The organism is Halococcus sediminicola (genome assembly GCF_000755245.1).
GTDB classification, from domain to species: domain Archaea; phylum Halobacteriota; class Halobacteria; order Halobacteriales; family Halococcaceae; genus Halococcus; species Halococcus sediminicola.
The window spans coordinates 88420-100314 of record NZ_BBMP01000001.1; the positions used below are offsets into that span (position 1 = coordinate 88420).

General features: G+C 55.0%; 10 protein-coding genes. 5 read left to right on the top strand and 5 right to left on the bottom strand.

Annotated elements, in window-relative coordinates; translation table 11 throughout:
* Positions 1-19: 19 nt before the first annotated feature.
* The 4 genes from ACP97_RS00415 to ACP97_RS00430 all read right to left on the bottom strand — a co-directional run bounded on the left by ACP97_RS00415 (position 20) and on the right by ACP97_RS00430 (position 5759).
* Positions 20-880: an amidohydrolase family protein gene (locus ACP97_RS00415; RefSeq protein WP_049995869.1), complete on the bottom strand. Its 861-nt coding sequence runs from the start codon at positions 878-880 to the stop codon at positions 20-22.
* 111 nt (positions 881-991) lie between these two features.
* Positions 992-2224 (bottom strand): acyl-CoA dehydrogenase family protein, encoded by a 1233-nt coding sequence (locus tag ACP97_RS00420; RefSeq protein WP_202593520.1) that lies wholly within the window; start codon positions 2222-2224, stop codon positions 992-994.
* Positions 2225-2264: 40 nt separating this feature from the next.
* Complete coding sequence (locus ACP97_RS00425) at positions 2265-3083, bottom strand: enoyl-CoA hydratase/isomerase family protein (RefSeq protein WP_049995871.1); 819 nt, start codon at positions 3081-3083, stop codon at positions 2265-2267.
* Positions 3084-4130: 1047 nt separating this feature from the next.
* Positions 4131-5759, bottom strand: coding sequence for a class I adenylate-forming enzyme family protein (locus tag ACP97_RS00430; RefSeq protein ID WP_049995872.1), 1629 nt, complete (start codon positions 5757-5759; stop codon positions 4131-4133).
* Positions 5760-6143: 384 nt separating this feature from the next.
* Between ACP97_RS00430 and ACP97_RS00435 the strand changes: the two genes are divergently transcribed.
* The 5 genes from ACP97_RS00435 (at position 6144) to ACP97_RS00455 (ending at position 10282) form a co-directional block, all read left to right on the top strand.
* The gene (locus ACP97_RS00435) at positions 6144-6602 is read left to right on the top strand and encodes an FAS1-like dehydratase domain-containing protein (protein WP_049995873.1); all 459 of its coding nucleotides are present in this window, start codon (positions 6144-6146) and stop codon (positions 6600-6602) included.
* A 1-nt stretch (position 6603) separates the two neighbouring features.
* Positions 6604-7023, top strand: coding sequence for a MaoC family dehydratase (locus ACP97_RS00440; protein WP_079977486.1), 420 nt, complete (start codon positions 6604-6606; stop codon positions 7021-7023).
* A 183-nt stretch (positions 7024-7206) separates the two neighbouring features.
* Positions 7207-8061 (top strand): 3-hydroxyacyl-CoA dehydrogenase family protein, encoded by an 855-nt coding sequence (locus ACP97_RS00445; protein ID WP_049995933.1) that lies wholly within the window; start codon positions 7207-7209, stop codon positions 8059-8061.
* Between the two features lie 271 nt (positions 8062-8332).
* Positions 8333-9121: an enoyl-CoA hydratase/isomerase family protein gene (locus tag ACP97_RS00450; protein ID WP_049995875.1), complete on the top strand. Its 789-nt coding sequence runs from the start codon at positions 8333-8335 to the stop codon at positions 9119-9121.
* A gap of 75 nt (positions 9122-9196) precedes the next feature.
* Positions 9197-10282, top strand: coding sequence for an MBL fold metallo-hydrolase (locus ACP97_RS00455; protein ID WP_154019865.1), 1086 nt, complete (start codon positions 9197-9199; stop codon positions 10280-10282).
* Between the two features lie 472 nt (positions 10283-10754).
* On the opposite strand, the gene ACP97_RS00460 is transcribed toward ACP97_RS00455, so the two are convergent.
* Positions 10755-11882, bottom strand: coding sequence for an acyl-CoA dehydrogenase family protein (locus tag ACP97_RS00460; protein WP_049995877.1), 1128 nt, complete (start codon positions 11880-11882; stop codon positions 10755-10757).
* Between the last annotated feature and the right edge of the window lie 13 nt (positions 11883-11895).

Here is an 11895-nt window from a genome sequence, read left to right on the forward strand (position 1 = left end):
CAGGGCCATAGGAATCGCATCAAACCCCGAAAATGGTCCGCGCGTTTTCCGAGAGGAGTTTGTGCTTTACTTCAGAACCTAAGTCGAGATCGTCGAGTTGAGGAATCACCGTATCGTAGTCAAGTACGGGATAGTCAGTCCCAAAGACCACCTTGTCTTGGCCACGGCTTCGAATGAAATTTACGACATTCTCTTCCCAGTACTTAGGTGCGTGGGCTGTCGCGCCCATGTAGACATTCGGGTGTTTCCACGCCATTGCTTCGAGTTCCTTCGACCATGGCCAGCCTGTATGACAACCGATCACCTTGAGATCAGGGAAGTCCAATGCGACGTCATCGAGTAAGATTGGCTTCCCGTGTTTGCTTGGCATCTGCATTGCTGAGTGGCCGACCTGCATCAAGACGGGGATATCGAGTTCGGCACACTTGGCATAGAAAGGATAGAACTGGCGGTGATTGAGGGGGAGGTCCCACCCGTATGGTTCGAGGAGTCCGGCAACGAACCCATGATCCTCAACGTATCGTTCGAGGCGGGCGACCCCTTCCATTCCTTCTCGAGGGTTGATGCCCGCTGTGCCTTTGATTCGATTTGGATATGCCTCGGCGACATCGGCGACCCATTCGTACGGAACATCGATTTCTAATCCGCCATCCGGGTTGCCGAACTTGAGTGCCGGGATGAACACCTGATCAACACCGTGTGTGTCCATCTTTGCGATGAAGTCGTCCGCTGACATTCCCTGAGACGGATCGTACATATCCTCCATGCCGAAGACTTGGGCGGCGACGTGCTGGGCTTGGGAATCATAGTACAGTTCCGTTCCCTTCTGTGTAAAGAGGTTACACCAGACGTCAACAATACCTTCTGATTCTGTGGTCATTGCAGGCACTCCATGTACATCGATGGCAGACTGTCATGGACGAAAGTCCATAGGTCTATTGGTGCGGGCCAGGGTTGAGTAGTCCTCCATCCCGGTTGAGGTCACCAGCGGTCAGTCGTAGAGGTGACGCGCGACGACGGTCCGGTTGATCTCATTTGTTCCCTCATAGATCTGAGCGCCCTTTGCCTCCCGCATGAACCGTTCGACGGGGTAGTCTTTGGAGTAGCCGCGTGATCCGAGCACTTGGACAGCCTCTATAGCACCCTCCATTGCGGCATCGGAAGCGAAGGTTTTTGCGATGGCTGCATCCTGGGTGACCCGTTCGCCTGCATCAAGTTTTGCTGCAGCGCTATACGTTAGTAACCGTGCCGCCTCCAGATCCATTTTCATATCAGCGAGTTTGAATGATATGCCTTGGTTTTCGCGGATCGGTTCGCCAAACTGTTCGCGTTCATCAGCAAATTTCGCACTCTCATCGAGACAGCCCCGGAGAATACCCGTTGATTGGGCGGCAACACCCAACCGACCGATATCGAGCGCTTCCATGATGTATCGGAACCCGCGGCCTTCCTCGCCAACTAAATTCTCGATAGGCACCCGGAGGTTCTCATATTTAACCTCGTTTTCGACAACGGCACCGCCTTCCATGCAAGGAATATCGCGGACGAATTCGATCCCATCGCGCTCTTTAGGGTTTGGGACGCCGATGATGCTTACGTCGTCGTGATCACCGGTGTTGTCGGTCCGAGCAACGACGAAGATCAGGTCCGCGACCTCTCCGTGTGAGGTCCAGACCTTGTGACCATTGATAACGAACTCGTCGCCATCGCGTTCAGCGGTGGTTTCAAGCGCGTTCGCGTCGCTGCCGGCTTGCGGTTCGGTGAGCGAGACGGCGGTCACCTGGTTCTGGGTGAAGATGTCGGTCAGCCACTCCTCGCGCTGGCGTTCACTACCGAACTTCTGGAGGGTGTGGCCTATAAGCGACCCCGAAAGCGAAACGACCCCCGCCGGAATCTTCCAGATCCGACAAAGTTCCTCGATGGTGACGACGAATGACCGATAATCTCGCCCCTCGCCGCCGTACTGGTCCGGGATCGTTACTCCGTATAGACCCGCATCACCAAGGTCGTCAATGAGGTCAAGGGGGAACTCTCCTCGGCCTTCATACTTGTCAACGACCGGCGCGACTTCCTGTTCGGCGAACTCTCTGACTCGTTGTCGGTACTCCTCGTGTTCTGATTCAAGTCCGATGTGCCCTGTCATAGTGTAGTCCTGAAATCGACTTCTACCATTGAGATGGCTGTACTGTCTTTCAGTGCAGCCAAGCTTATAACTATTGACCACCCGGGTTCTGATAGGAGAACAGACGGCAGTTAAAGTCCGGTTACCGTCCCGTCCACTCGGGTTCACGGTCCTCGGTGAACGCCGCAATACCCTCGCTTGCATCGTCACTGGAGAACGCGCCGATAAACAGTTCGAACTCGTGTTCGACGCCCTCGGACAGTCCCATCCGGCTGCTTGCCTGGATGGCCTGTTTGGCATACGAGAGTGCGACCGGACTGTTCGCTGCAACTGCTTCGACGAACTCAGTGACGGCCTCGTTGAGGGTGTCTGGGTCAGCCACGCGCTCGATTAGTTTGATCTCAGCTGCCTCTGCGGCATCTATCATGTCGCCGCTGAGCACTAGTTCCATCGCTTTTCCTTGACCGACAAGACGAGGGAGTCTCTGTGTGCCGCCACCACCCGGAATCAGACCAAGTGTGATTTCCGGGAACCCGAACAAGGAGTCAGCCGAGGCGATTCGGACGTCACACGCCAACGCGAGTTCGCATCCACCACCTAATGCGTGGCCGTTGATCTGTGCCACGGTTGGTAGGGGGTGATTCTCGATCCGTTCGTAGAGACGCGGTGGGCGCCGCTCGGACCGCTGCTCAAGCGGTGTCCGTTTTTTCATTTCGGCAACATCTGCACCGGCAACGAATGTGCTCGCCTCGTCGGATCCGGTCAGAACGATGACCCGGGCACGCGAATCCTCGATGGCTTCGAGTGCTTGCTCCGCTTCGGCGTTGAGGGTTGCGTTCATCGCGTTTCGCGCCTCTGGGCGGTCGAAGACGATTGTGACGGCGTGTTCGACCGGTTGATCGACCTCGACTCGGACATGCTCAAAGTTTGCATCGGTGGCTGCGAGGTCGTTGCTACTCATGCTGGTTTCTCTGGATATCAGTTGACCAGTGCACAATGATATTTGCTGACAAGTATTCAGCAGTACAGGGCATACGTGTTCAACATCATTTTCTTACGACTGGGATTAAACGTTGCGCTATTCGTGCCGTCTACGAGGAACATTCTACTACGGATTGGGCGAGGTACAAAGCAATGTTTTCAACTCACTCTTTGTAGGACCGAGGCAGGCCAAGAGAGTGCTGAGCGATGTAGTCGAGCACTACTCCCCGGATGCGGGACCGGTGCGTTGATGGCGAGCAACGCCCCATGTTGCGGCGACTCACAACCCTTTGCTCGCGGACGTGCCGCTGTGAATCGACATCGATATCTCGCAGATTCCTCAACATGTATGACACGTGAAGTGATTAGTAATGTTGGCTATCTCGCCCCTCATCACCAACTTGAGTGTCGTATTGCTGAGCTGCTTGCCAGGAGAAGTGTCCGACTTGCTTCCCTCTTTGCGTGTTCCTCTACAAGTAGATGAGCGATCGCGGGGAATACACCGATCGACTCCCGAAGTGAGAGCCCCGCAGAATGAGACCGAACGGCGAACGCCCCACGGACGTCGCCATCCGCTCTCGGTTCCAACAGTCACTATCTACCGGTTCTAACGCTTCACGGAACAGGTCGCCGAATAGTAGGAACCAATAGCTCTTCAGCCTGCCCACTCTCAACTGAACAGCGCCGTATCCACCCATCAATGCCGTTTCACCAGAATAATGGTATGTAGGGAATTGTCTAATCAAGGGATTCCGAACGGTTAGTATCGCTTTCTGGAGAACCGCTTCGAACACAAAAAGAGAATCCAAATCTGGTAGCTAATCGTCTCTCTGACTCGCCGGCCGCCGAAACAGTATTTGGCTTTTCTCTCTACCGGTCCGGTGAATCAAACTTCCGAAAATATCTGGAACATCTCAATCAGACAGTCCAGTGTATAAATGTTAACCACCAAACATTTCTTTTCAGAGTTATTTCATAACCAAACCGAACCTACGAAGAGTTCAAATTACTGTCGAGGTAGGGATTGTTAGGGGCTACGGACTCGAGTGGACATATCTGGATCATTATCCTCTAGGTCCGAACGGGCGATCTTTCCACTAGTGGATCGAGGAAGGCTGCCTGGGTCGCAGAACTCGATGTAATGGGGGAGTTTGTACCGAGCGACCTGACCCTCGAGCCGAGAAAGGATCTCACTCCGCATTTCGTCCAGATCCGCAATATCTGCTATCTCAACAAACATTCGGGGTACTTCACCCCATTTCTCATCAGGCGCTTTGACGACGACGACTTCATTAACGGCATCCAGTTTGGTAATGGGTGTTTCGAGCTCCGTTGGGTAGATGTTCTCGCCGCCGGATTTGATAAGGTACTTCCGCCGGCTGACAAAATTGTAGGTCCCATCCTGCTGACGAGTGAAGATATCCCCCGTTCTGAACCAACCGTCTTGAAAGTCTTCTTCGTTAACCAAAGGGGCGTCAACGTACCCACTACATAGTGCAGGACCCCGGACGGCTAGCTCTCCTCTATTTTCGACCTCAGTCCAGTCTTCATCGATAAGCTTTATTTCCACAAGCGGGCTCTCCGTTTTTGAGAACTCAACATCTGATGGAGGGGTACCAACCGGAAGCTTGCTCCCCGACATGACATGTCCAGTCTCACTTGCACCGTACGTATTCTGGAATGGCGCGTCGAATAGCTCCATTGTCTCACTAATAAGGCTCGGGTCAATTAGATCCGGGAGGGCAGCCATCGCTCGTATCGTTGGGAGGTGCTCTTGATCGAGATTTCGCCGTTTGAAAAGTTCGACGAAAGGTTCGATCGTACCAGGGACGAGGTAGAGCCAGCTAATCGGGTCGGACGATTCGAGAACGACATCAAGTATCTGTTCCGGATCAAAACCGTCAATCGGATAGAAAGTACCTCCGAGATAGGTAGTGACGACGACCCATTCAATGCCGCCCATGTGGAACATCGGTGGCCAGCCGGGATAGCTATCTCCCCGGTTAAGACCATAGTCGATCGTGACTTGGACCGCGCGGGCGATCTCTGCACGGTGACTAATGACGACGCCTTTCGGCAACCCGGTCGTCCCCGAGGTGTTTAGCACGACGAATCCCTGTTCTGGGTTGACAGAGACATCCGGCGCGGACTCACTTGACTTACCTGCCGAAAGGAGTTCGCTAAATGACCCCTTGATCTGAGAATCATACTTGATAACCTTGGGGGTCGTGTCACAGTCGGACTCAATCCAGGAAAGCCGGTCGACGAATCGATCGGAGACAACCAGTCCCCTTGGCTCAACGAGATCAACGCAGTGAACTAATTCGTCACGATTGAGCCGCCAATTGAGCGGGGCGACGAGAATCCCTATCTTCGCACATGCGAGTAACAACTCGACAGTCTCCCTCCGATTTTCCGCAAGCACCGCGATTGTGGACTTGTTCGGCTCGTAGCCGGCTGAGAGAATACCGACCGCGAGGCGGTCCGTTCGGTCGTCGAGCTCGGCAAAGGTCAGCTCTCGGCCTGGTTCCGAGATTGCCACCTGATCTGGCCACATTCGCGCCGATTTTCGAAGTTGATCTCCGACAGTGAAGGTGCGAGTCTCCCTGACAAACCGTTTGGTATCTTCAACCCCGAGGTCGAAGTTGTAGTCCATAGTGGTACAGTTTGACTCATCCTCATCATATATGTATCGCCGTGAGCGACATGGTGCAACACTGAATGTGATTTCCTGCTATATCCAAAAAATGATAGAAAAGGTATGGGTTTGCGAACAAAAATAATTTACAGAATGAGTAATGGTTGAGAGAGCATGGTCGTCCAATAGAATGGTGATGAGAGCGCAGAGAAGATTCGTGTTCTCGACAGTGAATTGGGAGGATTCCTGTCGCAGATTTATCCGAGTCGGTTCGGTTGGATGTGGTCGAACCGGCTAAGCGAAGAGGTGTCCAGTGTCTTAGGTACAGACGATTTGCTCATTCTCAATCAGACAGCGCTGATATGACCTATGTTTATACCACCGCCCACATTCCAGAGTAGTATGGGGCGATCAAAGCTTGTGGGAACCGAGCTACCCTCCGGTAAGTATGAGGTCGAAGGCTGGAAAGCGCACCTTTGGGCGGATGCGACTAGGAACAACGAAGATGCATTCCGTTACACCAATGATGCTCAATCACCGGTGGGGACGAGTCAGCTTGTTCCCCACTCTATGTGCCAGCATATCGTCTTCGAAGCTACTGGTGGGATCAAACAGACGATGAGCCGGCTTACCGAGGACTGGGCGAGTGGGGCGGCCCTCGGCGGTCTCCGCGCCGACTTCCATGCTCCTATTGAAGTGGGTGAAACTCTCTACGTAGAGGGGGTTATCGAGAGCGTTGTCGAAAAAGAAGGATCTTCCGGTGAACTAACCATCGTTACCCATACTTATAGCGTCGAGACGACAGACGGAACGGCAGTGTACGACCTTGAGGTCGATATGGTTATCCTGGAGGATGCTTGAGATGTACTTCAAGGACCTTTCACCCGGTGACGAACTCGAGCCCCGAAGGGTCAGTGACCTCCGCGGAGACGACATGAAACTGATCGCTGCGCTCCTACAGGATCCGTACCCGCCACACTATGATCGGCGACGGGCGAACGAACTCGGCTACTCCGGACTCCTAAACCAAGGACCAGCAAACTGCTCGTATATGCTTCAGACAGTCGTACGCGAACTAGTATCGCCAGTTGATCTCCGAGGACTCGACTTTCGGTTTCACAACATGGTGTTTGAAGACGAAACAGTGACCGCGAGAGCAACCGTCGCGGAGACTCGGGTCGTTGACGAGGAAGGAATTGTTGTGTTCGAAGTAGCACTGAAAAAGACTAACGGCACCGTCGTGGTTGACGGGACGGTAACCGCTCGGGTGAAACGAAAGTAGCGACCACCGCTGCCGAAGACAAATCGTTTCATATCCATAACTATTCAAGGATTTCGGCCGTCTCAGTTATCACCCACAAAGCAATCGCAGTAGGTGTCCTCAAAGGGGATAGCGCCGGTGTCTTTGCTGAACCTCTTTTCCTCCAGTACGAACCTTTTTACGCTCACTGCTGATGATGAGGGCATGGCGGAAGATCTACTCGGCATTATTGGTGCCGGAACCATGGGTAGTGGTATTGCACAACTCGCCGCACAGAACGGATTCAGCGTAACCATGCGGGATATCGATAAAGAGCTCGTGCAGGAGGGTCTTCAGCGCATCGAGGCTGACCTCAAAGAGGCTGAGGACCGCGATATCATTAAGAATGCCGACGAAGTCTTCGGCCGCGTAACGGGCACGACTGACCTCCGGGACGTAACTGATGAAGCCACGTTCATCATTGAGGCAGCTACTGAGGATGAAGAGCTCAAACAGTCGATTTTTGAGGAACTGGACGAAATGACGGATCCGAACGTGGTCCTCGGTTCGAACACATCGTCCATCTCCCTTACCACTATCGCCACCGCGGCGGACCATCCCGAACGAGTGATCGGAACGCACTTTTTCAACCCGCCAGTGAAGATGAAACTCGTCGAACTCATTACTGGACATCATACCGACGACGACACGCTTGCTCGCGCTGAGGACTTAGCCGCAGACCTCGGACGAGAAAGCATCGTCGTTGACGACTTTCCTGGATTTGCCACCTCCCGTCTCGGTCTCGTCTTAGGAATGGAAGCCGCACGAATGGTCCAACAGGGTGTCGCCTCTCCCGAAGACATCGATACGGCGATGGAGATGGGGTACAACCACCCGATGGGACCGCTCAAGCTTGGAGATTACAACGGCTGGGATGTTCGTGTAGAGGTCGGTGAATACCTCGCGGAAGAACTCGGGAGCGACGTCTATCGGCCGCCACAAAACATCAAAAAGATGGTTCGGGCCGGGGACTACGGTGTGAAGAGCGGGCAGGGGTTCTATGATTGGTCTGATGAATAGCTCTCGTCTCCCCACACTTTGGGATACGGTTTGGCGGATGATGAACTTGGGTGTACCCTGATTGTTCCAAGCAAGGGGTTGAGGTCATCGCGTTCAGTGAGCGGTCGATCCCTAGCCCTCTTGCGTCGATCGAGCTGTTGCGAGAGTGAGCGGATTTTCCGCGACCAATCGTGAATACCAGACATATCCTTCGGTGAACTGAGCGCCTAGTTGGAGATTGGGGGGGGGGAACGACGACAAGCTATTCAACGGCTGGGGCCATTGAATTACTATGGCGACCGACTACGAGGACATCGGTTACCGGATCGATACTGGCATTGCGACGATCACTCTCGACCGACCAGCGGTCTACAATGCGTTTACCAAACAGACCATCACAGAGTTGAACGACGCCATCAACCAGTTCCGCGGCGACGACAACGCACATGTAGCTGTCCTCACCGGGGCTGGGGACGGGTTCTGTGCGGGGGCGGACGTTTCCTCAATGCCCGACTGGAAAGAGAAGGGCAAACGCGCCTATGGAGAATTCCTGAGAGATGTACAGAGCGTCGTTGCCAATCTCCGAGGGTCGTCGAAGCCGACCATCGCCGCCGTGGAAGGGCCAGCCATCGGCGCCGGTTGCGACTTTGCTCTCGCTTGTGATCTTCGGCTCGTCGGCCCCGATGCCGTCCTCCGGGAAGGGTTCGTCAAGATGGGTCTCATCCCAGGCGACGGCGGCGCGTGGTTGCTTCCCCGTCTCATTGGAGAAGCAAAAGCACGGGAGTACCTCCTCACAGGAAAAGGCATTACGTCAGCGGCGGCCGTCGACCTCGGATTGGCAGTCGAGGAATCGGAGAACGCCCTCAACGCTGCGTATGACTTGGCAGAGGAGATGCTTGACCTGCCAGCACTCGCGGTTCGGCACACTAACAATCTGATAAACCCTGAACAGTCATTTGAGGCGTACTGTGAGCAGGCGATCGACCACCAGTGGGACTGCGTGAACGATCCGGAACATGAAGAAGCCGTCGCCGCCTTTCGAGAAAAACGCGAACCCGAGTTCGACCGGACGTACAATTAGAGGGAAGACTGAACCCCTCCTGCTGGCGGACCACCGGAGCAGTCTTGCTACCCACCGAAGACCACCTGATCGCTCATGGGAGTGTTCCGATCATCCACGAATGTACTACACTTCTCTCATCAGTTTGTCAAAGCGTTCATAGTCTCCTGCATACATGCCATGATAATGCACCGCATTTCGCTGCCGAACGAGTACTTGGAAGGGACCAACAATGTCTATCTCCTCGACGGCGAGGAAACAGCTCTAATCGACGCTGGGTCGGACACACCGGAGGTCCGTGATGCAGTGGTCGATGGCTTCGCGGCCGCAGGCCTGACGATACCGGATCTCGACCGAATCTTTCTGACGCACTACCACATCGACCACTGCGGCGCAGTCGGGTGGCTCGTCGATCAGAGCGGCGCTTCCGTCCACGCTCACCCGGCGGATCGTCCGTTGATTGAAGGAAATGAGACAGCCTGGGAGCGACTGAACCGACAACGATGCGAACAGCTCGACTCATGGGGCGTGCCAGCGAACAAGGTTGAGGCGCTGTTCGACGCGTTTGTAGAGGACCCCAATCTCTACGCCGATGTTTCGGTCGAACCTATCGAAGACAACGTCCGGGTCGATTGCTGTGGAACACCACTTCGAACCCACCACACACCGGGTCACTCGCTCGGCCATCTCGCATTCGTTCTCCCAGCACGGGACGAGGTCATCTCCGGCGATGCGCTGCTACCGGTGTACACACCGAACATCGGGGGCGCGGATATTCGAGTTGAAGAACCGCTGGTGGACTACCTCGAGACGCTGCAGTGGTTCGTCGACGAAAAGTTCGGTCGGGCCTGGCCAGGCCATCGAACCACGATTGCCGACCCGGCTGGTCGTGCACGCGGTATCTTCCATCACCACGAAGAACGCGCAATGCGAGTGCTCAGAACTCTCGAGAGGGACAACTTGATGACGCCCTGGGCGGTCAGCCAAGAGCTGTTCGGCTCACTAGAAGGAGTCCACATCCTTCACGGTCCAGGTGAAGCGTACGCTCATCTAAACCATTTGACCCGGACCGGTGCTCTGCGTCGGGAGAAGGAAGGGTACCGCCTGACCGCCGACACGGCGGAGCGGGTCCGGTCGAGCGGCGAGGAAAGCTGGGAGCTAGAGACCAGACACCGAGACTAATCAGGATTCGAACGCTCAACAGACAGTTTCTGTGCCATCACTTCGCACGCTGTCCATGTCCTAAATTCGTCGTCCTCCTCGTCGATGGTGTTCGGAGTGGCCGAGCCGGCAGCCTCACCGTACGCAACTAATGATTCACTCGACGCTGAAATGGAGTTCATGTTAGGGTCGATGCCGGCACGGTTGTCTGCTCAGGGTCGTTCTGACCATTGCCATAACCGCGTATTCTATCACCGTGCCGAGGGCGACGGCGACCCCGCTGTCTGTTGCTCGGTCGTGATTTCGTCGATGAACTCTGCCGGCCGACTCGACTCTGGCCCTCATGCACCCTTCTGAGTGTGAACCCGAGCAGGTTATCGGACCCGTAGTCGCTGGGAGTGTTACTGATCGCACGCCACCGGTCGCCGATTCGGTAAAGCAATACACTGACTCGAGTGTGCGCTCAGGTTTACAAGAAAAGAGTTGCTACGCTTTAGACTAGGTCGGGTAAGCCGTTTTTCTTGAGAGCACTCGCGACCTGGTTTTTCTGTATCTCGTCAGTCCCGGCGGCGAGCCGCCGACCTCGTGCAAGACGGTAGAGATACTCCAGAGGATGACCTCGTTGATAACCATTCGCACCATGTATCTGCAAAGCCTCACTCACGACCCGTTCGGCCCGTTCGGTCGAGTAAAGCTTGGCCATCGAAGTCTCGAGCCGATCCGGGATCCGTCCCTGGTCGTGAGCGGTGAGTGCTGCGCGGTAGGTCAGCAGCCGGGCGGCTTCGAGCTGTGTCGTCATATCCGCGAGCTTCCACTCGATGCCCTGAAAGTCACCGATTGGCTGACCGAACTGCTCGCGTTGCTGTGCGTACTCGATAGCTTTTTCGAGACCATTACGCGCCCAAGAGTTGGCGAGCGTCGCACAGCCGAGCCGTTCCCAATTGAGTGCTTTTAGCTGCTCGACAAAAGCGTCCTTCCCGCGTGTTAGCACGTTCTCTTCCGGAACATCGACATCCTCGAATCGAATCTGGCTCTGGGTTCCTCCGTGCATGTTGGTGTAGTGCTCTTGGACCTCAACCCCAGGCCAGTCGAATTCGACAACGACCGAGCCCAGTCCCTCTTCGAACTTCACCCAAACAACTGTAGCATCTGCGTGTGGGACATTGCTCACCCAAGTCTTCTCGCCGTTGAGGACAAGTCCGTTGTCGACTCGGGTGTTCATCGACCCTACGTCCGAACCCGATTCAGGTTCCGAGATGGCAATCGCAATAAAATCCTCACCAGTCAGGACTGGTGGAAGATACTGGTCTTTTGCCGCCTCGGTCCCGAACATCTCGATGGCTCTCGGTGCAACCATCTGCTGGTTGTAGATAAACTCGGCAGTGTCTGGGCAGACACTCCCGACGGCCTCGATCGAGAGCATCGCCTCGAATTCGGTCATACCGCCACCGCCATACGCTTCGTCGAAATTAATCCCGAGGAATCCTCGATCGGCGAGTAATTCGACGTTTTCCCACGGTGGTTCGCCGTGCCACTCGAAGGCTTTCTCCGCGAACTGATCGCGTGCCATCTCTTCAAGGGAGGAGAGAATCATCTCCTGCTCGCCAGTGAGATCGAACATGTATACTACTCTC

Bases quoted from the DNA above. Each gene is read 5' to 3' on its own strand.
- ACP97_RS00440 (WP_079977486.1), top strand. From the start codon at position 6,604: ATGTACTTCAAGGACCTTTCACCCGGTGACGAACTCGAGCCCCGAAGG.
- ACP97_RS00460 (WP_049995877.1), bottom strand. From the start codon at position 11,882: ATGTTCGATCTCACTGGCGAGCAGGAGATGATTCTCTCCTCCCTTGAA.
- ACP97_RS00435 (WP_049995873.1), top strand. From the start codon at position 6,144: ATGGGGCGATCAAAGCTTGTGGGAACCGAGCTACCCTCCGGTAAGTAT.
- ACP97_RS00445 (WP_049995933.1), top strand. From the start codon at position 7,207: ATGGCGGAAGATCTACTCGGCATTATTGGTGCCGGAACCATGGGTAGT.
- ACP97_RS00450 (WP_049995875.1), top strand. From the start codon at position 8,333: ATGGCGACCGACTACGAGGACATCGGTTACCGGATCGATACTGGCATT.
- ACP97_RS00430 (WP_049995872.1), bottom strand. From the start codon at position 5,759: ATGGACTACAACTTCGACCTCGGGGTTGAAGATACCAAACGGTTTGTC.
- ACP97_RS00415 (WP_049995869.1), bottom strand. From the start codon at position 880: ATGACCACAGAATCAGAAGGTATTGTTGACGTCTGGTGTAACCTCTTT.
- ACP97_RS00455 (WP_154019865.1), top strand. From the start codon at position 9,197: ATGGGAGTGTTCCGATCATCCACGAATGTACTACACTTCTCTCATCAG.
- ACP97_RS00425 (WP_049995871.1), bottom strand. From the start codon at position 3,083: ATGAGTAGCAACGACCTCGCAGCCACCGATGCAAACTTTGAGCATGTC.